This is a genomic window from Bacillus sp. 2175, from assembly GCF_057812155.1.
The window spans coordinates 132,819-157,939 of record NZ_JBSZSU010000009.1; the positions used below are offsets into that span (position 1 = coordinate 132,819).

Genomic DNA, 25,121 nt, shown 5'->3' on the forward strand with positions numbered 1-25,121 from the left:
TTAAATGTTACCTAGTGATAAGTAATTCAGTATTAAGGGAGGAGAAATGTAATGGATAAATTTATTACAGACTTAATACAAGATAAATCAATAGTACGACAACTTCAAATTTTAGAAACCTTGATTGATAGCAATGAAATAAAGTCTTCCAAGGATTTATCACAAAGTTTAAAGTGTACAAGTAGAACAATAATAAATGACATTTCTCAGTTAAAACTAGCGCTTCCCGAAAATTGGGATTTAATAAGTGTTCAATCCAAAGGGTACCTATTAAAACGTGATTTTTCAAACGATTTCTCCGAATTAATTATTCCCTATTTAATGAATAGTGAACTTTATACAATATTAATCGGTATATTTAATCAAAAATATTATTCTTTAGAAAAATGGTCCCAGTTGTTATATCTAGATAAAATTACACTAAAAAAAATGCTGAAAAACTTTCGGAAGATACTTGTGAACTTTGGATTGGATTTTAATTTTAGAACGATTAAATTGATTGGCCAAGAAATAAACTTAAGATATTTTTATATAATGTTCTTTTATAATATCCAAAAGTATAAAGAAGTAATCAATTTAGATTCTAGATTACAAGAAAAAATTAAAAGCATTACTAGAATTCACAATGTAGAAATAGATTATAATATGCTAGCAGTTATTATTAGTGTATCTATAAAGAGAATTGCAAATAAACATTATATGTCAGAAGTTTTAGAGTTTCTTCCTATACTTGATACAAATAATTTAAATTGCATAAGTTCAATTATATGCGAATTGGAAATTTTCTTCAATATAAAATTCACAGAATATGAATTAAGTTATTTTAAGAATGCTTTTTCAATAATATTAGAATGGAACATTGAAGAAAAAAATAGGATCACAGATTATTATTATAAAATAAACAAAAAGACTTATGATAAAAACAAACATTTATTCCAAACAATATCTTCTGAAATAAATGTTTGTTTAGAAATAAAAGAAAAGATAAAACATGACTTGTATTTCATTTTACATAAAATTTACAAGTTTCAAAAGTATGGTTTATCAATAGGCGCTTTTGGTAATGAATTTGACACTGTACATCATGAATTTTCAGAAGGACATAATAGAATTTATCCTCTTATTTCTTCTTGGAATAAAAAAATAAATAAAAGTAGATTAACTAACGATGAGATCAATTACATAATATACCATATTTTATTTATTGTCCATTCAAATCATAATAAAAAAGGATTGTTATTATTATCTGGTTCATCAGCTTTAAAGAAGTTTATTTATTATAAACTCAATCACGAGCTAGGTGATTTTGTAACACTACAACAAAAACCAGATTGTATGCATAAATTTGATGTTATTCTGACAAATTATCAAATCCCGAATACCCCAATACCTATAATTCGGATCTCAAACAAAACAATTCAAAAAGATTCAAGTTATGTTAGAAAAGTTTTATCCCCTTTTAACTAAACTTAAGGTTTTAGTTCTAAATAATGTATACTTTCCTTGTATGGAATAACTTATATGAAATCGATACTAGAAATTGATAACATGTATTTATTTTCAATTGAAGAACAGAATACTTATAAGACATAATTGATTTTTACGTATTGTTTGAAAGAATTCTCTTACCCCAAGTGCGTAACGATAGGTAGGAGATTCTTTTGGTTTGGCTTAGCCAAACAGCGCGTAATTGCATTTTTTATTTTCTTTATTATGTAATCAGTCATGCATAATGAAAATTTTGACATGTCAACAAAATTGGATTTTAAGAACGATTAAGTGTTCTTGTTATACTACCAATAGTGTATTGACGTGAAATACATAAATGATAATAATTTATCAAACTATGCAGACTTATTTTTCAGGTTATCCGTGAATTATAACATAACACTGCTAGTTTAGAATTATGCTGTTGTTTTATATTATTAATTTTACATATAACGATTAATGCTTTTGAATGCAATTTCTCGACTTAATAAATTAGATTTTCTCAAAGTGCAAAAACATCCATTGGTAAACACCTTCTGCCCATCTTAACTAAATATGAAAAAAATTGTGCAAAAAGAAATTGAAACAGTTATAGGATTATACTTTAGTTTTGAATATAAGAAAATTAATTAGGTTAACTACGAATTTAAATGTTACAGCTATTGAAGGACTAAAAATGAAAGATATGTTGCAATCAATTTATCTTAGAAAAAATGACACTGATAACGGTAGGGGAATGTTTACCTTATTTTAGTTTTTAAACTACACGAACAATGAAAATAATGTGTAAAAATTCACAAATAGATTCCCTCTACAAAAACATGTGGCAGCTGCGAGAGGAATATGTAATTTTCAGAAGGATTATATTTTTGTAAGTACGGTGTAACTTTCAATAGAGTCTGTAATGTAAATATCAACATCAAAGATGAACCAATATTTTTATCATTTTAGCCAAGAATTCTCTTTCCTCAAGGAGCGTGAAAGGATACAGTCCAGTGAGTATAGGTGGGAGATGAATTTTCTTCGAACAAGGGGTGGCTTCCTGCCTTGAAAAAAGAGCTTGTTTGGCTAAAAGAAGTGGATAGTATTGCGATTCAGTTTTCTGTTCGCAACTCTGTGGATGCTTTTACACGCTTTAAATCTAAGAAGAACAACGTACAATCTTATACGACAAAACAAACCAATGAAAACATTGGCGTTGTAGGAAACAAGATAAAGTTGCCGAAGCTAAGCCTTGTTTGATTTGCCAAAAGTCGCTAAGTAAAGGGACGTATTGTAAATGCTACAGTTAGACGGAATCCATTTGGTAGATACTTTGTGTCATTGTTAGTTGAAACAGAAGTTGGTGAAAGCAAAGCGTGTTCTTTCTAGAGGAATGAAAGGATCTTCCCACTAGAATAAACAGCGAGTAAAGGTAGATAGAATTCATGAATATATGGAAAATTATAAAAAACATTACCTGGACAAAAGCTCAACTGAAATCACCAAAAACCACTATGTTGTTGGTATAAAGGTTTTGCAAGTATCGAATATTTTAAAGAATCATAAGTTAGCAAAAGCCATTAATGAAGTATCATAGTCGCAATTTCGATCCTTGTTAGAATACAAAGCAAAATGGTATGGAAAATAAGTCATTGTTGTATCGAAAACATTTGATTCTAGCCAATTATGTTCTCATTGTGAATATCAAAACAAAGACGTTAGAAATCTAGACCTAGGTAAATGAGACTGTCCTTCTTATCTTACACGCTATAATGCGGATATTAACTCAATAAGCCATAAGGCTTCTAATCGCAAGGACTGCTGGGGTAGTTCAATAGCTCTGGTATAAATAGCAGTAAAATAACCTTTGGTACAATTCGATAGTTACTAGACGTAACGATTAGCCGAGAAATCCCCACTTTAGAGAGCACGTTAGGAGGTTAAGTGAAGGGTATTTCACAAATGATCGATTATATTTATAGGAAAAGGATAGATCACTTCATCTATAGATGAAATTATCTATCCTTTTATTTGTTAGATAGGAGATATAATTTACTCATAGCCCCAGAGAAAGTGTTAACAGGTGATAGCATCCAATTTTATAGTAAGGGAGGTTTTACTAAGTTCTAATAATTTTCTGGGTAATTAGTCCTTACAACGACTTACATTTAGGAAATTGCCTGTTAATAAAATTTATATAGTAAAGGAGTGCTTTAATGTAAAAAAATAGGGATAAATGAATTTTTGTGAATAGGAAGACCATTTGATAGGTAAATATTATAATTCAAAAAGTAGAATAAGCAAAATTGAGTAACACATTAATGATATAAACTAATTTTATACAATTGAAATTGATAAAAAGTTATGAGTGTTTAATAATCAGTAATTACCAATAAAGAATTAAGAATACAAGTTTACAAGAAATAAGTGTTACAAAAAATAGCTGAAAAGGAAGATGAACATGAACAAGAATAATACTAAATTAAGCACAAGAGCCTTACCAAGTTTTATTGATTATTTTAATGGCATTTATGGATTTGCCACTGGTATCAAAGACATTATGAACATGATTTTTAAAACGGATACAGGTGGTGATCTAACCCTAGACGAAATTTTAAAGAATCAGCAGTTACTAAATGATATTTCTGGTAAATTGGATGGGGTGAATGGAAGCTTAAATGATCTTATCGCACAGGGAAACTTAAATACAGAATTATCTAAGGAAATATTAAAAATTGCAAATGAACAAAATCAAGTTTTAAATGATGTTAATAACAAACTCGATGCGATAAATACGATGCTTCGGGTATATCTACCTAAAATTACCTCTATGTTGAGTGATGTAATGAAACAAAATTATGCGCTAAGTCTGCAAATAGAATACTTAAGTAAACAATTGCAAGAGATTTCTGATAAGTTGGATATTATTAATGTAAATGTACTTATTAACTCTACACTTACTGAAATTACACCTGCGTATCAAAGGATTAAATATGTGAACGAAAAATTTGAGGAATTAACTTTTGCTACAGAAACTAGTTCAAAAGTAAAAAAGGATGGCTCTCCTGCAGATATTCTTGATGAGTTAACTGAGTTAACTGAACTAGCGAAAAGTGTAACAAAAAATGATGTGGATGGTTTTGAATTTTACCTTAATACATTCCACGATGTAATGGTAGGAAATAATTTATTCGGGCGTTCAGCTTTAAAAACTGCATCGGAATTAATTACTAAAGAAAATGTGAAAACAAGTGGCAGTGAGGTCGGAAATGTTTATAACTTCTTAATTGTATTAACAGCTCTGCAAGCAAAAGCTTTTCTTACTTTAACAACATGCCGAAAATTATTAGGCTTAGCAGATATTGATTATACTTCTATTATGAATGAACATTTAAATAAGGAAAAAGAGGAATTTAGAGTAAACATCCTCCCTACACTTTCTAATACTTTTTCTAATCCTAATTATGCAAAAGTTAAAGGAAGTGATGAAGATGCAAAGATGATTGTGGAAGCTAAACCAGGACATGCATTGATTGGGTTTGAAATTAGTAATGATTCAATTACAGTATTAAAAGTATATGAGGCTAAGCTAAAACAAAATTATCAAGTCGATAAGGATTCCTTATCGGAAGTTATTTATGGTGATATGGATAAATTATTGTGCCCAGATCAATCTGAACAAATCTATTATACAAATAACATAGTATTTCCAAATGAATATGTAATTACTAAAATTGATTTCACTAAAAAAATGAAAACTTTAAGATATGAGGTAACAGCGAATTTTTATGATTCTTCTACAGGAGAAATTGACTTAAATAAGAAAAAAGTAGAATCAAGTGAAGCGGAGTATAGAACGTTAAGTGCTAATGATGATGGGGTGTATATGCCGTTAGGTGTCATCAGTGAAACATTTTTGACTCCGATTAATGGGTTTGGCCTCCAAGCTGATGAAAATTCAAGATTAATTACTTTAACATGTAAATCATATTTAAGAGAACTACTGCTAGCAACAGACTTAAGCAATAAAGAAACTAAATTGATCGTCCCGCCAAGTGGTTTTATTAGCAATATTGTAGAGAACGGGTCCATAGAAGAGGACAATTTAGAGCCGTGGAAAGCAAATAATAAGAATGCGTATGTAGATCATACAGGCGGAGTGAATGGAACTAAAGCTTTATATGTTCATAAGGACGGAGGAATTTCACAATTTATTGGAGATAAGTTAAAACCGAAAACTGAGTATGTAATCCAATATACTGTTAAAGGAAAACCTTCTATTCATTTAAAAGATGAAAATACTGGATATATTCATTATGAAGATACAAATAATAATTTAGAAGATTATCAAACTATTAATAAACGTTTTACTACAGGAACTGATTTAAAGGGAGTGTATTTAATTTTAAAAAGTCAAAATGGAGATGAAGCTTGGGGAGATAACTTTATTATTTTGGAAATTAGTCCTTCTGAAAAGTTATTAAGTCCAGAATTAATTAATACAAATAATTGGACGAGTACGGGATCAACTAATATTAGCGGTAATACACTCACTCTTTATCAGGGAGGACGAGGGATTCTAAAACAAAACCTTCAATTAGATAGTTTTTCAACTTATAGAGTGTATTTTTCTGTGTCCGGAGATGCTAATGTAAGGATTAGAAATTCTAGGGAAGTGTTATTTGAAAAAAGATATATGAGCGGTGCTAAAGATGTTTCTGAAATGTTCACTACAAAATTTGAGAAAGATAACTTTTATATAGAGCTTTCTCAAGGGAATAATTTATATGGTGGTCCTATTGTACATTTTTACGATGTCTCTATTAAGTAAGATCGGGATCTAATATTAACAGTTTTTAAAAGCTAATTCTTGTATAATGTCCTTGATTATGGAAAAACACAATTTTGTTTGCTAAGATGTATATATAGCTCAATTATTAAAAGGCTCTTAGAAAAAACGTATTTAAATTTAAAGTTAATGAATTGTAAGGAAAGGCACTTCATTCTCACCTCGTTATGTCATAGAAGAATTAGAATGTTTCCCAGAAATAGATAAATTATAGTTAGCGATTTGACAAACGAAAGAGAAATTCATTGTAGACAGTTTAGAATTACGCATTATAGATGAATAGTTTTATGCATAGTTGCTTTAAATGACACAGTATAAAAGATAAACATCACTCTTATAAGAGTGATGTTTATTTTTTTATACTGTGTTCTAACATAAGTGTATAGAAAAACATAATAAAAGTAGGGGGGGAAGTGTAGAGGTAAATGAATATTCTTCAGTAGAAGTATAATATGATTTTTAGTCCTTACTAATATCAGACGAAATTAACTATCTCATAAGGCTTATATTGATGGAGGATTAAAGTGTTTTTATAACAATTGGTGAATAGGTAGCTCCTTCATTTATCATTTTAGCCAAGAAGATTCCTTCCTCAAGGAGCGTGAAGGGTCACAGCACAATGAGTAGGTTGGAGATGAATTGGCTTGTTCAACATACATAAATCGCGACTGCCTCTCTTTAGAATACACGTTCGGTGTATGGTAGCCATATACAGAAATGGAGGTGAATCAAATGATGATTAATAAAGCTTATAAGTTTTATATCTTTCCAAATCAAGCACAAGCAATTCTAATCAATAAAACGATTGGTTGTTCTCGCTTTGTATTCAATCATTTTCTTTCCTTATGGGATGACTTATATAAAGAGGCAGGAAGAGGTTTGACCTATGGTACATGTTCTGCCAAAGTTCCTGCCATGAAGAAAGAGTTTGTTTGGCTAAAAGAAGTGGATATTATTGTGATTCATTTGTCTGTTTATAATCTTGCAGATGCGTATACACGCTTTTTCAAAAAATAAAACAGCGCCTCGCGCTTTAAATCTAAGAAGAACAACGTACAATCATATACCACAAAATTAAACAAACGAAAACATTGCCAGTGTAGGTAAAAAATAAAGTTGCCGAAAGTCGCGAAGTAAAGGGACGTATTGTAAATGCTACAGTTAGACGGAACCCTTCTGGCATATACTTTGTTTCATTGTTAGTTGAAACAGAAGTACAAGAACTTCCGAAAACACATTCTTACATCAGAATGGATATGGGACTAAAAGATTTTGCCATTTTGTCAGATGGAACAACCTATAAAAATCCGTAATTTTTTCGCTCATTAGAAGCGAAGGTGGCGAAAGTACAGCATGTTCTTTCTAGAAGGACGAAAGGATCTTCTCGCTGGAATAAGCAGCGAGTAAAGGTAGCTAGGATTTATTAATAAATGGAAAAATATAGAAAATATTACTTAGACAAAATCTCGACTGAAATCATCAAAAACCATGATGTTATCGGTATAGAGGATTTGCAAGTATCGAATATGTTACAGAATCACAAGTTAGCAAAAGCAATTAGTGAAGTATCATGGTCACAATTTCAAGCCATGTTGGAATACAAAGCAAAATGGTACGGAAAACAAGTTATTGTCTTATCGAAAACAATTGCTTCCAGCCAATAATGTTCTTGTTGTGGATATCAAAACAAAGACGTTAAAAATCTAAACCTACGTAAGTGAGACTGTCCTTCTTGTCGTACACATCATGATAGGGATATTAACGCAAGTATCAATCTAAAGAATGAAGCAATATGACTTCTAACCGAAAGGACTGCGGAGATAGCCTAATCAATTAGAGTTCGATAGAATTCTTTACTTAGGAATCCCTCACTTCTAAATGAAGTGAAAGTGGGGGTAGTTCAAAAAAAGCATAGATATCTTCTTCTATAGGTGAAGATATCTATGCTTTTTCTTTTTAAATTAAAGATATACTTTACTCATACGGCAGGGAAAATTATTAACAGGAGATAATATCCAATTCTAATAATTGTATAAATAGTTTGAACATGTTTGAAAATTAACCAAACAATTTTTGTTTTGAAAAATGGATTCTCTAATACACCTGTTAATGTAACGTATGGAAAGGAGAATAGAAGCAGTTAAGAAAGCGGTAAATGGATGATTAACTAGATTTAAGAAAGATGAAGGGTAATTTTTGAGAAATAAAATAATCAACTGGAATGATTAGGAATTTCGGTATTGTGACAGTTTTCAAATTTTATACTAGTAATAAATAAATTACTTTTTGAAAGTAATATCATTACAAAAGGTACTTGGAATCTTCTTGCTTATTCCATGATTCCAAGAAAAATCGCCATTTACACACTAGTGGACCAAAATACAGAAACAAGCGAACATGCTAGATTTGCAAATAATGGTGGTGTCTCATCTGGTATATGCTGGGTATTACTGTAGATGATTTAGGGAGGAGCATGATGGATGGCTAAATGTAGGCTTTCATGTTTAAAGTATGATCCTTCCTATACCATATACAAATTATGCGTATAACAAAAGTGAGAATGATTCCTATGTTTAAGACTTAATTAATAATTATAATCAAAGTTAGAGTTGTAATTGTGGTTGTAAATAAGCACTTTCTTAAAAATATTCGTTATTATCAGGCTAATTTAGTATCTTTAATTTTAATATATTACTTAATATTTAAGGAGGAATTTTATATGAATAGTGTATTGAATAGCGGAAGAACTACTATTTGTGATGCGTATAATGTAGCGGCTCATGATCCATTTAGTTTTCAACACAAATCATTAGATACCGTACAAAAGGAATGGACGGAGTGGAAAAAAAATAATCATAGTTTATACCTAGATCCTATTGTTGGAACTGTGGCTAGTTTTCTGTTAAAGAAAGTGGGGAGTCTTGTTGGAAAAAGGATACTAAGTGAGTTACGGAATTTAATATTTCCTAGTGGTAGTACAAATCTAATGCAAGATATTTTAAGAGAGACAGAAAAATTCCTGAATCAAAGACTTAATACAGACACTCTTGCCCGTGTAAATGCGGAATTGACAGGGCTGCAAGCAAATGTAGAAGAGTTTAATCGACAAGTAGATAATTTTTTGAACCCTAACCGAAACGCTGTTCCTTTATCAATAACTTCTTCAGTTAATACAATGCAACAATTATTTCTAAATAGATTACCCCAGTTCCAGATGCAAGGATACCAACTGTTATTATTACCTTTATTTGCACAGGCAGCCAATTTACATCTTTCTTTTATTAGAGATGTTATTCTAAATGCAGATGAATGGGGAATTTCAGCAGCAACATTACGTACGTATCGAGATTACTTGAAAAATTATACAAGAGATTACTCTAACTATTGTATAAATACGTATCAAAGTGCGTTTAAAGGTTTAAACACTCGTTTACACGATATGTTAGAATTTAGAACATATATGTTTTTAAATGTATTTGAGTATGTATCTATCTGGTCGTTGTTTAAATATCAAAGTCTTCTAGTATCTTCCGGTGCTAATTTATATGCAAGTGGTAGTGGACCACAGCAGACCCAATCATTTACTTCACAAGACTGGCCATTTTTATATTCTCTTTTCCAAGTTAATTCAAATTATGTGTTAAATGGATTTAGTGGTGCTAGGCTTTCTAATACCTTCCCTAATATAGTTGGTTTACCTGGTTCTACTACAACTCACGCATTGCTTGCTGCAAGGGTTAATTACAGTGGAGGAATTTCGTCTGGTGATATAGGTGCATCTCCGTTTAATCAAAATTTTAATTGTAGCACATTTCTCCCCCCATTGTTAACGCCATTTGTTAGGAGTTGGCTAGATTCAGGTTCAGATCGGGAGGGCGTTGCCACCGTTACAAATTGGCAAACAGAATCCTTTGAGACAACTTTAGGGTTAAGGAGTGGTGCTTTTACAGCTCGCGGTAATTCAAACTATTTCCCAGATTATTTTATTCGTAATATTTCTGGAGTTCCTTTAGTTGTTAGAAATGAAGATTTAAGAAGACCGTTACACTATAATGAAATAAGAAATATAGCAAGTCCTTCAGGAACACCTGGTGGAGCACGAGCTTATATGGTATCTGTGCATAACAGAAAAAATAATATCCATGCTGTTCATGAAAATGGTTCTATGATTCATTTAGCGCCAAATGACTATACAGGATTTACTATTTCGCCGATACATGCAACTCAAGTGAATAATCAAACACGAACATTTATTTCTGAAAAATTTGGAAATCAAGGTGATTCTTTAAGGTTTGAACAAAACAACACGACAGCTCGTTATACGCTTAGAGGGAATGGAAATAGTTACAATCTTTATTTAAGAGTTTCTTCAATAGGAAATTCCACTATTCGAGTTACTATAAACGGTAGGGTATATACTGCTACAAATGTTAATACTACTACAAATAACGATGGAGTTAATGATAATGGAGCTCGTTTTTCAGATATTAATATCGGTAATGTAGTAGCAAGTAGTAATTCTGATGTACCATTAGATATAAATGTAACATTAAACTCCGGTACTCAATTTGATCTTATGAATATTATGCTTGTACCAACTAATATTTCACCACTTTATTAAAGTTTGAGGTTCTTATGTAAATATAAGTTTATAGTTTTTGATCTATCTACTAAAATTAAGTATATATAATGTATGGATGTTAGAGGTTGTCTTAAAGTAGTTGAATGATTACTCTGAGGCAACCTCTTTATTTTTATTCTTAGGAATTCACAAATAGTAAAATGATATTTCAGCTATACAAAAAAATAACCATAGATAACATAAAAGTTTTCAAAAATACAATTAAAAGGAATGAGATAATAAAAATACTTAAATTTAAAGAAATAACATTGCATACTATTATTAATTTTTTGTGACATTATTAAACCTCGGTACTGTTTCCAAATGAAAATATGAGTATTTATGTCAAAATTGCAATATATTTATAATCATAATATATGTTTGTGAATTAATAAACTAATTATTTTATGTGTTTTATGTTTAATTTAGTGAAAATTAGCTTTTAAATACTTATATATATATGATTATCATTAAGGAAAAACAAAATGATTTCTTAGTAGGACACTATTATGAGCTAAATTAATAAAAGTTATTTAGTAAAATAATTATGTGTAAGATAGGGGGAAGAATATAAGGTGAATTTTAACAAAAATATTATTAAATATGGATATGGATTTTAGCGATAACTGTAGAAATAGAAAATTTTACAGTGAAATAACTACTTACATTTATGAAACAAAGGGAGGACTGAGTTCTTAATATAGGGAAATAATCTCAGTATTTAGTTCAATTCTATGTTAATAATCTAGGGGAAATAGCTTACTTCGTATTGAAATTAATGTGAACGTGTAAGATTTTAAATCCAAAAATTTATATGGTCCATTGCCAGTGGGCCCCAAAATAATTATTAATATCACACTTTGTGTTAGACAAGGTGATTTAGAGGATGTAACCAATTTTGAAAAACTGTTAATTTTATGGGAATTCGTAAAATATATTCTAATACAATAACATATGTTACAAAAATGAAATTGCGATAGCGAGCGAAGTACATGGTAAAATTGGTACACCATTCCTAGAGAATGGGAGCGTAACTTTAAATGCAAAATGTAATTCTACAAACACTTTGACGTACAAAAACCATGGAATTTTAGATTATGTGGAAACGGTTTAATCTATTATTATGCTCCCGCATACTATTGCCTATATAACGGTATTATTAGATGTGAAAATCAAAGAGGGAGTCTTCACTCATAACTTGGAGAATGATTACCCTTAGTTCAATATAAGGTAATGAATAAAAGCAGGCAAAGTTAGACATATTGGAGATATTCATAAATTCAAAGCTCTTCTATAATTACTGATGATCCAGACTACTATTCAGCTAACCGAGGATGGAATTTTTTAATGAGAATACTGTAACATTTTAAATGTGTTATTTGAATATACGGACATAAAATTAGAAGGGTTTTTTTGAAAAAGTTTAACTATAAAACCCAATATATTATCACTTGAGCAGAAATCTACAAAAAAATGGATTAATTTAATAATGTGCATACCTCAAGTTTAATTTATAAAATACACTTGAGGTATGTATCCATATAGTTCTTTAAACTATTAATATGCTTATTTATTATATAGAATGTCTTCCGAATGAAACAGCAAACACGAAAATAATATTATAGCATCAATATTAAAAGTAACTTTTTTGGATATATATGAGCAGTTGATTTCAACAAAGACTTTTTCCGTTACTATATAGAAACCCATATTTATGTTGATAGCATAAAGACTATTGAAGGGAGCTTGCTTTAGATCAATTTTATAACGGATCGAGTAAGAAACCTTGATAGACACATCAAGAAAAATAAAATTTTTCTTATGAATTAAAATAAAAACAGTTCGAAATATATACCCGAATTACAATTATATTTATTGAATCTAATTCTTAATAACTTATTATAACAATGGAGTGAATTTGATTGTCATTTATAAAAAATAGTAAGATAGGCACTAAATTAAACGGATTGATAACGATATCTATCGTCGCTTGTATAACCCTTTCCACAATAGGTTTTTTTTGTTTAGCAGAAAGTAAGAATGCTTCAACTAACATGTACGAAAATAATTTATTGTCAATCCAACATATTGGATCTGTAGAAGCGAATATTTTCCATGTTAATATGAATTTAATGGAGATGATGATATCAAAAGATGAAAAAAGAAGTAAAGAATTACTGGCGGAGATCAACGATGCTCGAAAAGAAAATGATAAGTTATTAAAACAATTTGAGTCTAAAATTAGTTCTAACAAAGAATTAAAATTGTATAAAGATTTTTACGGATTATTTGATGAATTAAGAATACAAATAAAAAAAATACAAGATATAAACTTATCCAATAATGAAGACTTATTTACATATTATTTAAAAGAGATTGAACCAAATATTAAAAAGGCAATAGAATCTATCCAGGAACTTATTAGATATAACAAAAATAATGCACAACAGTTACAGAAATCTAATATCAGCAGTATAAAAAATACAATGACATTGTTTATTAGCATATCAGTTTTAGCAATAATAATTGTTACTTTAATCGGTTATTTTATTAAACGTGCAATCAAGCAACCAATCATATTATTACAACAAGACATGGAAAAAGTATCTGCAGGTAATTTAACAATACGCACTTCTTATGAATCTAATAATGAATTAGGACATATAGTACACTCTTTTAACAATATGTTAGATAATCTACAACAACTAATAGGAAATGTAAAGAGTACAGCCAACGAGGTTATTTCTTCTACAGAAGGTATGTTAAAAAACACAAAAAAAGCATCTTATCTATCAAATGAAGTTGTTCAAAATATTTCTGAAGTAAATACCAAAATAGAAGGACAATTTATAAGTATCCAAGAGAATTCATCATCATTAAAAGAAATTGCTACCGGAGTTCAAACTATCGCTGAATCATCAAAAATGGTTACTGAAATGTCCGTTGAAACAACTGAACATGTAAATTCAGGCAGTGAAGAAATAAAACAATCCATCCTTCAAATGAATAGTGTACATGCAGTAGTTGAAGAAACCTCTATAGTAATAGATACACTTGTTACACGCACGCAGCAAATTGATAAAGCCCTAGATGCAATTACTAATATTGCAGACCAAACTAATCTTTTAGCATTAAACGCTGCAATTGAAGCTGCACGTGCTGGTGAAAATGGGAAAGGATTTGCAGTGGTTGCAGAAGAAGTAAGGGATTTGGCAGAAAAATCTAAAGAGTTCGCTAATGAAATAAATCATTTAATCAAAAATATTCTACAAGATACAAAAGCTACAGTTGATGTAATGCAAAGGGGGAAACAAAAAGCAATAGAAGGAAAAGAAGCCGCTCAGAAGGCAAACCAAGTATTCTTTTCTGTTGTAAAGGATATTGATAAGATTTCTAGTCAAATGCAAGAGGTATGTGCAGCAACAGAAGAAATGTCTGCTGGAACAGATGAAGTGAATATATCATTGTCAACAGTTTCTAAAACAGCAGCACAAGTAGCTAATGGGACAAGTCATGCTGCACAGTCAATCCAAGAACAGGCAATCTCAATTGAGGATATTGCCAATCAATCTAACAAAGTAAAGGGAAAAGTAGAAGAATTGGTACAGTTAGTTTCACAATTCACTATAGAGGGACATGGAAAGAAGGATTAAATTATATAACGTAACTTTCACTTGACTTAGTAAAACATGTATTGGTGCAAAAAATGGTTCTATTGTGAATTTTTAAGAGATAAAATTTAGGTATGATTGCTAGTGATTTTTGCAATTTATCATACGTAGAAAAAACGAAGTTTGGTCTTTATAAACTTCGTTTTTTTTTATATAGAATGAACGGTTTAAATGCCCTTTAAGGAAAGTGAAGCATGACGAATACTTTAAAATCCTAAGAATTTTGCAACACGTCTTTTTATATTTCTATGCCAATGGTCTTGCTCGATGTTCGCGTTCCTTTCGAAATTGGAAGCCTAGTGTATGACCATTATTACCAATTGGACAATCTAAAAGCTACATTCTCTGTTTTCCTTTATATAGGACCTTTTAATTTCTAAAATGATAATTGTATAAAAAGAATTAATGTTATTTAAGATGTTGAAATATTGTTAAATCTACAATTTTAGCGTTACTTAAAAATAAATTATATTAAGCAACATTATTTGGTGTCTTTAAAGTTTTTTGATTATTGAATGATATTAAGTATAAAAACAGAAAGAAGGGATGAATTTGGATAATAACTCCTTGTTAATAGTATGCTTTAAAAATCATGAAAACTAAAATTGTAGTATTTTTCTCCATAACATCCATAATTTTTTTCATAGTATTCACTTATGTATATAATCAGAAATTACCTAATCATAAGTATCCACAATGGGGTGAATTTCTAAAATATATTTCTTAAACAAGATAGAGGAGTAAGTTTAAGACGGATATTAAATTAATTGAAATTGGACATATTTAGAGTATAGAAAAACTGCTGAGGAGGAAATTATATGAATATTCGAGAAAGTGAATTGCCGGGCATCGGTTATAAATTTCATATTGTCACAAAAGATAATAATAAAATGGTAATCGTGATTCATGATGATGGACGTAGAGAAATGTATCATTTTGATACAGACCACGAAGAAAGTATCTCAAGTGTCTCTTTGTGTGATTCAGAGGCAAGAAAGCTCGCAGCAATATTAGGAGGAATGGTATATAAACCTCAAGCTTTAGAAACAATTGAAATGGCATTTGAAGGAATAACAATTGAATGGTTTAAAGTTGAAAATAAAGCTCTTGCCATTGAAAAAACAATAGGTCAGCTTGAAATAAGAAAAATATACAATGTAACTGTTATAGCCATTATAAGAGAAAACATGAAAAAATTATTTAACCCAGGACCAGAATCTGTTATCGAGAAGGGGGATATGTTAGTAGTCTCTGGAGAAAGAAACGAAGTTAAAAAACTTATTAATGAATTACTTTCAAATAGAGGAGACTGACTAGATGGATACTTTAATTTTTGAAGTTGGTACAGCTCTAATTTTAGTAGCAATTGCAGCAGTAGTCGCTGGAAGGCTTAAATTTTCAATTATTCCTTTTTTAATTGTTCTGGGGATGTTAGTTGGCCCACACGCTCCGGTAATAGGTGTAATCGATTTTAGATTTATAGAAAGTGAAAGTGTAATCTCTTTCTTGGGAAGGATAGGAGTACTTTTTCTTCTATTTTACCTAGGATTAGAATTTTCAATGAAAAAGCTAATTAAATCTGGTCGTTCTATCGCGATTGGTGGAACAATCTATATTTTGATTAATTTTTCGTTGGGGTTACTATATGGATTTTTGATGAGATTCCCTTTATTAGAAACTTTGATTATAGCGGGGGTTATTACAATTTCTTCTAGTGCTATTGTTGCAAAAGTACTAGTTGATTTAAAAAGAACAGGGAATAAAGAAACGGAGCTAATTTTAGGAATTATCATGTTTGAAGATATATTCCTTGCTGTATATTTATCAGTGGTTTCTGGCTTAGTCCTTGGTGATCATGCTTCATTCTTAGGTGCTCTTACCTCAATTGGTATAGCTTTGGGATATATGCTCTTATTCTTTATTGTAGCTAGATGGGCTACTCCGTTATTAAATAAATTGTTGAATATTAGTTCAGATGAAATTTTTATTATAGTAGTATTTTCTTCTTTATTCTTTATCGCTGGTTTTTCTGAAACAATTCATGTTGCGGAAGCAATCGGAGCACTTCTGTTAGGTTTAGTTTTTTCTGAAACAGAGCATAGTGATCGAATTGAACATCTTGTTGTTCCATTTAGAGACTTTTTTGGAGCTATCTTCTTCTTTAGCTTCGGTTTAGGTATAGATCCGTTTTCGTTAGGTGGAGCGATATGGCTAACGTTAGGTGCTGTACTACTGACAATCATTGGGAACTTTGTAGCAGGGATGATTGCAGGAAGGCAAGCTGGATTATCTCATAAAGCATCGACAAATATTGGGTTAACAATCGTGTCAAGGGGGGAGTTTTCAATTATTATGGCTAATATTGGTATGGCGGGTGGTTTAATGTCAGTATTGAAACCGTTCTCAGCACTATATGTACTTATCCTATCTATTTTAGGGCCACTCTTTACTAAAGAATCGAGAAAAATATATAAATTTTTAAATAAAATATTTAAGTGGGATAAAAAATCTGCTTAAATTTAGGGAAATAAAATCTTTTTAATTACTTGCATTTTTATTGTAGAGTTTCTGTAGTTTGCATGAATTGAGGGATTGAATTCCTTGTGTTAATTAACATATATATCGATTTGAAATAAAAAAGGAGCTAAAAGGATTTAATCAACTGTTAGCTCCTTTTAGCTCCTTTTTAGGTATATCGAAAAAAAATCAAATCATACATCACGAAAAGAAGTTTTTAAGAACCATTCCTAAAATTTCAAGGCATTTTAGATGTTTTATGTGGAAAAGCATGGTTAACTTCATCAATAGGTGAAAATATCTATGCTTTTTTATTTCAGGACAGAGATATACTGTACTCATAAATATAGAAATATGTATTTAAGAAAGATTGAAAGCGTATTAAATAATCTGATAGGAGATGTAGCTATATGACAGTATTCAATGTTAAAGAAATTAATAAAATACCTTTTGAAAGTAATATCATTCCAAAAGGAAACCGTAACCGTCCTGCATATACCATGAATCCAAGATATATCACAATTCACACCACTGCAAACCAAAATGCAGGTGCAGATGCAAGAGCGCATGCTAGATATGTTAACAATGGTGGTGGATCATCTGGTGTATCCTGGCATTTTACGGTAGACGATCATCGGATTGTACAGCACTTACCACTAAATGAGAATGGTTGGCATGCCGGAGACGGGAATGGAGCGGGTAATCGCTCGTCTATCGGCATTGAAATTTGTGAAAATCGTGATGGTAATTTTGAAAAAGCCTTAACCCATGCTGCGGGTCTCGTTAAGTTTCTCATGGCTCACCTTGGATTAAAGATTGGGAACGTAGTTTCCCATCAACATTGGAGTGGAAAGAACTGTCCACGTCCGATATTTAATCGACCAGGTGGATTTGAGGGTTTCAAGAGGATGATTGAAGATAGTCTAAACGATATGGTTGTAGAGAATCATAACAAGGATGCGGGTACACAAGGATTAGGAATTGCTTACATGGAAGGTGTAAATATTAACCTTCGCAGAGGACCTAGCACGAGTAGTGATGTAATTCGTAAATTGAACAAACCTGAATCTTATATTGTTTGGGAAGAACGTGAGGGCTGGCTGAACCTAGGTAATTCATGGGTGAAATATGACTCTTCCTATATTTACTTTGCCCGTAGACAAACGAGTAATATTGGTAAATTAGTGGTTGTAGATACAAACGAATTATGGGTCTATGGTTCTGCTAATTGGAATGATAAGATTAAGACTGTAAAAAAAGGGGAAGCATTTACAATTCAAGATGAATTGCAGGTAAATGGTTCTAACATGTATAAGTGTAAGTATTTCTACATTACCGCAAATTCTCAATTTGTATATGTAAAATAGGAAAAGTGGATTTTATATATAAGTATAAAAAGTAATAAGACTTTAAAATAAGTTAACGGAATACAAACCCTTAATGCATTGGTTAAACATTGTAAAGTCTAAAGCATGGATAATGGGCGAGAAGTAAGTAGATTGTTAACACCCTGGGTCAAAAATTGATATTTAGTAAAATTAGTTGCACTTTGTGCATTTTTTCATAAGATGAGTCATATGTTTTAAATTGTAGTAATGAAAAACAGTATTATATCATAATGAATTGGTATCTTAATAAAAGAGATGGAGGTAACTTATGGATAACAATCCGAACATCAATGAATGCATTCCTTATAATTGTTTAAGTAACCCTGAAGTAGAAGTATTAGGTGGAGAAAGAATAGAAACTGGTTACACCCCAATCGATATTTCCTTGTCGCTAACGCAATTTCTTTTGAGTGAATTTGTTCCCGGTGCTGGATTTGTGTTAGGACTAGTTGATATAATATGGGGAATTTTTGGTCCCTCTCAATGGGACGCATTTCTTGTACAAATTGAACAGTTAATTAACCAAAGAATAGAAGAATTCGCTAGGAACCAAGCCATTTCTAGATTAGAAGGACTAAGCAATCTTTATCAAATTTACGCAGAATCTTTTAGAGAGTGGGAAGCAGATCCTACTAATCCAGCATTAAGAGAAGAGATGCGTATTCAATTCAATGACATGAACAGTGCCCTTACAACCGCTATTCCTCTTTTTGCAGTTCAAAATTATCAAGTTCCTCTTTTATCAGTATATGTTCAAGCTGCAAATTTACATTTATCAGTTTTGAGAGATGTTTCAGTGTTTGGACAAAGGTGGGGATTTGATGCCGCGACTATCAATAGTCGTTATAATGATTTAACTAGGCTTATTGGCAACTATACAGATTATGCTGTGCGCTGGTACAATACGGGATTAGAGCGTGTATGGGGACCGGATTCTAGAGATTGGGTAAGGTATAATCAATTTAGAAGAGAGCTAACACTTACTGTATTAGATATCGTTGCTCTATTCTCAAATTATGATAGTCGAAGGTATCCAATTCGAACAGTTTCCCAATTAACAAGAGAAATTTATACGAACCCAGTATTAGAAAATTTTGATGGTAGTTTTCGTGGAATGGCTCAGAGAATAGAACAGAATATTAGGCAACCACATCTTATGGATATCCTTAATAGTATAACCATTTATACTGATGTGCATAGAGGCTTTAATTATTGGTCAGGGCATCAAATAACAGCTTCTCCTGTAGGGTTTTCAGGACCAGAATTCGCATTCCCTTTATTTGGGAATGCGGGGAATGCAGCTCCACCCGTACTTGTCTCATTAACTGGTTTGGGGATTTTTAGAACATTATCTTCACCTTTATATAGAAGAATTATACTTGGTTCAGGCCCAAATAATCAGGAACTGTTTGTCCTTGATGGAACGGAGTTTTCTTTTGCCTCCCTAACGACCAACTTGCCTTCCACTATATATAGACAAAGGGGTACAGTCGATTCACTAGATGTAATACCGCCACAGGATAATAGTGTACCACCTCGTGCGGGATTTAGCCATCGATTGAGTCATGTTACAATGCTGAGCCAAGCAGCTGGAGCAGTTTACACCTTGAGAGCTCCAACGTTTTCTTGGCAGCATCGCAGTGCTGAATTTAATAATATAATTCCTTCATCACAAATTACACAAATACCTTTAACAAAATCTACTAATCTTGGCTCTGGAACTTCTGTCGTTAAAGGACCAGGATTTACAGGAGGAGATATTCTTCGAAGAACTTCACCTGGCCAGATTTCAACCTTAAGAGTAAATATTACTGCACCATTATCACAAAGATATCGGGTAAGAATTCGCTACGCTTCTACTACAAATTTACAATTCCATACATCAATTGACGGAAGACCTATTAATCAGGGTAATTTTTCAGCAACTATGAGTAGTGGGAGTAATTTACAGTCCGGAAGCTTTAGGACTGTAGGTTTTACTACTCCGTTTAACTTTTCAAATGGATCAAGTGTATTTACGTTAAGTGCTCATGTCTTCAATTCAGGCAATGAAGTTTATATAGATCGAATTGAATTTGTTCCGGCAGAAGTAACCTTTGAGGCAGAATATGATTTAGAAAGAGCACAAAAGGCGGTGAATGAGCTGTTTACTTCTTCCAATCAAATCGGGTTAAAAACAGATGTGACGGATTATCATATTGATCAAGTATCCAATTTAGTTGAGTGTTTATCAGATGAATTTTGTCTGGATGAAAAACAAGAATTGTCCGAGAAAGTCAAACATGCGAAGCGACTTAGTGATGAGCGGAATTTACTTCAAGATCCAAACTTCAGAGGGATCAATAGACAACTAGACCGTGGCTGGAGAGGAAGTACGGATATTACCATCCAAGGAGGCGATGACGTATTCAAAGAGAATTACGTTACGCTATTGGGTACCTTTGATGAGTGCTATCCAACGTATTTATATCAAAAAATAGATGAGTCGAAATTAAAAGCCTATACCCGTTATCAATTAAGAGGGTATATCGAAGATAGTCAAGACTTAGAAATCTATTTAATTCGCTACAATGCAAAACATGAAACAGTAAATGTGCCAGGTACGGGTTCCTTATGGCCGCTTTCAGCCCAAAGTCCAATCGGAAAGTGTGGAGAGCCGAATCGATGCGCGCCACACCTTGAATGGAATCCTGACTTAGATTGTTCGTGTAGGGATGGAGAAAAGTGTGCCCATCATTCGCATCATTTCTCCTTAGACATTGATGTAGGATGTACAGACTTAAATGAGGACCTAGGTGTATGGGTGATCTTTAAGATTAAGACGCAAGATGGGCACGCAAGACTAGGGAATCTAGAGTTTCTCGAAGAGAAACCATTAGTAGGAGAAGCGCTAGCTCGTGTGAAAAGAGCGGAGAAAAAATGGAGAGACAAACGTGAAAAATTGGAATGGGAAACAAATATCGTTTATAAAGAGGCAAAAGAATCTGTAGATGCTTTATTTGTAAACTCTCAATATGATCAATTACAAGCGGATACGAATATTGCCATGATTCATGCGGCAGATAAACGTGTTCATAGCATTCGAGAAGCTTATCTGCCTGAGCTGTCTGTGATTCCGGGTGTCAATGCGGCTATTTTTGAAGAATTAGAAGGGCGTATTTTCACTGCATTCTCCCTATATGATGCGAGAAATGTCATTAAAAATGGTGATTTTAATAATGGCTTATCCTGCTGGAACGTGAAAGGGCATGTAGATGTAGAAGAACAAAACAACCAACGTTCGGTCCTTGTTGTTCCGGAATGGGAAGCAGAAGTGTCACAAGAAGTTCGTGTCTGTCCGGGTCGTGGCTATATCCTTCGTGTCACAGCGTACAAGGAGGGATATGGAGAAGGTTGCGTAACCATTCATGAGATCGAGAACAATACAGACGAACTGAAGTTTAGCAACTGCGTAGAAGAGGAAATCTATCCAAATAACACGGTAACGTGTAATGATTATACTGTAAATCAAGAAGAATACGGAGGTGCGTACACTTCTCGTAATCGAGGATATAACGAAGCTCCTTCCGTACCAGCTGATTATGCGTCAGTCTATGAAGAAAAATCGTATACAGATGGACGAAGAGAGAATCCTTGTGAATTTAACAGAGGGTATAGGGATTACACGCCACTACCAGTTGGTTATGTGACAAAAGAATTAGAATACTTCCCAGAAACCGATAAGGTATGGATTGAGATTGGAGAAACGGAAGGAACATTTATCGTGGACAGCGTGGAATTACTCCTTATGGAGGAATAGTCTCATGCAAACTCAGGTTTAAATATCGTTTTCAAATCAATTGTCCAAGAGCAGCATTACAAATAGATAAGTAATTTGTTGTAATGAAAAACGGACATCACCTCCATTGAAACGGAGTGATGTCCGTTTTACTATGTTATTTTCTAGTAATACATATGTATAGAGCAACTTAATCAAGCAGAGATATTTTCACCTATCGATGAAAATATCTCTGCTTTTTCTTTTTTTATTTGGTATATGCTTTACTTGTAATCGAAAATAAAGCACTAATAAGAGTATTTATAGGTGTTTGAAGTTATTTCAGTTCATTTTTAAAGAAGGTTTAAAGACGTTAGAAAGTTATTAAGGAATAATATTTATTAGTAAATTCCACATATATTATATAATTAATTATGAAATATATGTATAAATTGAAAATGCTTTATTTGACATTACAGCTAAGTATAATTTTGTATGAATAAAATTATATCTGAAAATTAAATAATAGTATAAGTGGAGGGATTAATATGAAACTAAAGAATCAAGATAAGCATCAAAGTTTTTCTAGCAATGCGAAAGTAGATAAAATCTCTACGGATTCACTAAAAAATGAAACAGATATAGAATTACAAAACATTAATCATGAAGATTGTTTGAAAATGTCTGAGTATGAAAATGTAGAGCCGTTTGTTAGTGCATCAACAATTCAAACAGGTATTGGTATTGCGGGTAAAATACTTGGTACCCTAGGCGTTCCTTTTGCAGGACAAGTAGCTAGTCTTTATAGTTTTATCTTAGGTGAGCTATGGCCTAAGGGGAAAAATCAATGGGAAATCTTTATGGAACATGTAGAAGAGATTATTAATCAAAAAATATCAACTTATGCAAGAAATAAAGCACTTACAGACTTGAAAGGATTAGGAGATGCCTTAGCTGTCTACCATGATTCGCTTGAAAGTTGGGTTGGAAATCGTAATAACACAAGGGCTAGGAGTGTTGTCAAGAGCCAATATATCGCATTAGAATTGATGTTCGTTCAGAAACTACCTTCTTTTGCAGTGTCTGGAGAGGAGGTACCATTATTACCGATATATGCCCAAGCTGCAAATTTACATTTGTTGCTATTAAGAGATGCATCTATTTTTGGAAAAGAGTGGGGATTATCATCTTCAGAAATTTCAACATTTTATAACCGTCAAGTCGAACGAGCAGGAGATTATTCCGACCATTGTGTGAAATGGTATAGCACAGGTCTAAATAACTTGAGGGGTACAAATGCCGAAAGTTGGGTACGATATAATCAATTCCGTAGAGACATGACTTTAATGGTACTAGATTTAGTGGCACTATTTCCAAGCTATGATACACAAATGTATCCAATTAAAACTACAGCCCAACTTACAAGAGAAGTATATACAGACGCAATTGGGACAGTACATCCGCATCCAAGTTTTACAAGTACGACTTGGTATAATAATAATGCACCTTCGTTCTCTGCCATAGAGGCTGCTGTTGTTCGAAACCCGCATCTACTCGATTTTCTAGAACAAGTTACAATTTACAGCTTATTAAGTCGATGGAGTAACACTCAGTATATGAATATGTGGGGAGGACATAAACTAGAATTCCGAACAATAGGAGGAACGTTAAATATCTCAACACAAGGATCTACTAATACTTCTATTAATCCTGTAACATTACCGTTCACTTCTCGAGACGTCTATAGGACTGAATCATTGGCAGGGCTGAATCTATTTTTAACTCAACCTGTTAATGGAGTACCTAGGGTTGATTTTCATTGGAAATTCGTCACACATCCGATCGCATCTGATAATTTCTATTATCCAGGGTATGCTGGAATTGGGACGCAATTACAGGATTCAGAAAATGAATTACCACCTGAAGCAACAGGACAGCCAAATTATGAATCTTATAGTCATAGATTATCTCATATAGGACTCATTTCAGCATCACATGTGAAAGCATTGGTATATTCTTGGACGCATCGTAGTGCAGATCGTACAAATACAATTGAGCCAAATAGCATTACACAAATACCATTAGTAAAAGCTTTCAATCTGTCTTCAGGTGCCGCTGTAGTGAGAGGACCAGGATTTACAGGTGGGGATATCCTTCGAAGAACGAATACTGGTACATTTGGGGATATACGAGTAAATATTAATCCACCATTTGCACAAAGATATCGCGTGAGGATTCGCTATGCTTCTACCACAGATTTACAATTCCATACGTCAATTAACGGTAAAGCTATTAATCAAGGTAATTTTTCAGCAACTATGAATAGAGGAGAGGACTTAGACTATAAAACCTTTAGAACTGTAGGCTTTACCACTCCATTTAGCTTTTTAGATGTACAAAGTACATTCACAATAGGTGCTTGGAACTTCTCTTCAGGTAACGAAGTTTATATAGATAGAATTGAATTTGTTCCGGTAGAAGTAACATATGAGGCAGAATATGATTTTGAAAAAGCGCAAGAGAAGGTTACTGCACTGTTTACATCTACGAATCCAAGAGGATTAAAAACAGATGTAAAGGATTATCATATTGACCAGGTATCAAATTTAGTAGAGTCTCTATCAGATGAATTCTATCTTGATGAAAAGAGAGAATTATTCGAGATAGTTAAATACGCGAAGCAACTCCATATTGAGCGTAACATGTAGAATTAAAATCTACCTAAATCCAGAAAAATAAAAGGGTTAAATATACAATTCTTGTACCAATATTTTGAGTGATTAGATGTAGGATGAAATTTAATTGTATGCTATTTAACAGTAGAGATATTAAAAATTAATTTATCTAT

Annotated in this window: 9 protein-coding genes and 2 pseudogenes; all 11 read left to right on the forward strand. The window is 32.2% G+C overall.

What is annotated here, in order from left to right; translation table 11 throughout:
• The first annotated feature begins 51 nt into the window (after nt 1-51).
• Nucleotides 52-1,467: an AcpB/EbpR/MafR family transcriptional regulator gene (locus tag ACXKY9_RS29640; protein WP_000357137.1), complete on the forward strand. Its 1,416-nt coding sequence runs from the start codon at nt 52-54 to the stop codon at nt 1,465-1,467.
• A gap of 1,059 nt (nt 1,468-2,526) precedes the next feature.
• Nucleotides 2,527-3,211: pseudogene (locus ACXKY9_RS29645) on the forward strand (zinc ribbon domain-containing protein); the annotation flags it as partial.
• A 720-nt stretch (nt 3,212-3,931) separates the two neighbouring features.
• Nucleotides 3,932-6,301: a vegetative insecticidal protein Vip3A family protein gene (locus ACXKY9_RS29650; protein ID WP_001039073.1), complete on the forward strand. Its 2,370-nt coding sequence runs from the start codon at nt 3,932-3,934 to the stop codon at nt 6,299-6,301.
• Between the two features lie 750 nt (nt 6,302-7,051).
• Nucleotides 7,052-8,115 (forward strand): annotated as a pseudogene (gene tnpB / locus ACXKY9_RS29655) (IS200/IS605 family element RNA-guided endonuclease TnpB).
• Nucleotides 8,116-9,038: 923 nt separating this feature from the next.
• Nucleotides 9,039-10,940, forward strand: coding sequence for a pesticidal protein Cry2Ab (cry2Ab, locus tag ACXKY9_RS29660; protein ID WP_001089638.1), 1,902 nt, complete (start codon nt 9,039-9,041; stop codon nt 10,938-10,940).
• Nucleotides 10,941-12,862: 1,922 nt separating this feature from the next.
• Entirely contained in the window at nt 12,863-14,593 is a 1,731-nt protein-coding gene (locus ACXKY9_RS29665; RefSeq protein WP_016090221.1) for a methyl-accepting chemotaxis protein, read from the forward strand.
• Between the two features lie 836 nt (nt 14,594-15,429).
• A complete protein-coding gene (locus ACXKY9_RS29670; protein WP_001026061.1) occupies nt 15,430-15,924 on the forward strand; it encodes a cation:proton antiporter regulatory subunit in 495 nt (164 codons plus the stop codon).
• A 4-nt stretch (nt 15,925-15,928) separates the two neighbouring features.
• Nucleotides 15,929-17,128 (forward strand): cation:proton antiporter, encoded by a 1,200-nt coding sequence (locus ACXKY9_RS29675; protein WP_000380161.1) that lies wholly within the window; start codon nt 15,929-15,931, stop codon nt 17,126-17,128.
• A gap of 410 nt (nt 17,129-17,538) precedes the next feature.
• Nucleotides 17,539-18,495 carry an N-acetylmuramoyl-L-alanine amidase gene (locus ACXKY9_RS29680; RefSeq protein WP_000215668.1) on the forward strand — a complete coding sequence of 319 codons (957 nt, stop codon included), beginning with the start codon at nt 17,539-17,541 and terminating at the stop codon, nt 18,493-18,495.
• 289 nt (nt 18,496-18,784) lie between these two features.
• Nucleotides 18,785-22,315 (forward strand): insecticidal delta-endotoxin Cry8Ea1 family protein, encoded by a 3,531-nt coding sequence (locus ACXKY9_RS29685; protein ID WP_000369823.1) that lies wholly within the window; start codon nt 18,785-18,787, stop codon nt 22,313-22,315.
• A gap of 506 nt (nt 22,316-22,821) precedes the next feature.
• On the forward strand, nt 22,822-24,981 hold the full coding sequence (cry1Ia, locus tag ACXKY9_RS29690) for a pesticidal crystal protein Cry1Ia (protein WP_000769223.1): 2,160 nt from the start codon (nt 22,822-22,824) through the stop codon (nt 24,979-24,981).
• Nucleotides 24,982-25,121 lie beyond the last annotated feature (140 nt).

Bases quoted from the DNA above. Each gene is read 5' to 3' on its own strand.
- ACXKY9_RS29685 (WP_000369823.1), top strand. From the start codon at position 18,785: ATGGATAACAATCCGAACATCAATGAATGCATTCCTTATAATTGTTTA.
- cry2Ab (WP_001089638.1), top strand. From the start codon at position 9,039: ATGAATAGTGTATTGAATAGCGGAAGAACTACTATTTGTGATGCGTAT.
- ACXKY9_RS29670 (WP_001026061.1), top strand. From the start codon at position 15,430: ATGAATATTCGAGAAAGTGAATTGCCGGGCATCGGTTATAAATTTCAT.
- ACXKY9_RS29680 (WP_000215668.1), top strand. From the start codon at position 17,539: ATGACAGTATTCAATGTTAAAGAAATTAATAAAATACCTTTTGAAAGT.
- ACXKY9_RS29650 (WP_001039073.1), top strand. From the start codon at position 3,932: ATGAACAAGAATAATACTAAATTAAGCACAAGAGCCTTACCAAGTTTT.
- ACXKY9_RS29675 (WP_000380161.1), top strand. From the start codon at position 15,929: ATGGATACTTTAATTTTTGAAGTTGGTACAGCTCTAATTTTAGTAGCA.
- cry1Ia (WP_000769223.1), top strand. From the start codon at position 22,822: ATGAAACTAAAGAATCAAGATAAGCATCAAAGTTTTTCTAGCAATGCG.
- ACXKY9_RS29640 (WP_000357137.1), top strand. From the start codon at position 52: ATGGATAAATTTATTACAGACTTAATACAAGATAAATCAATAGTACGA.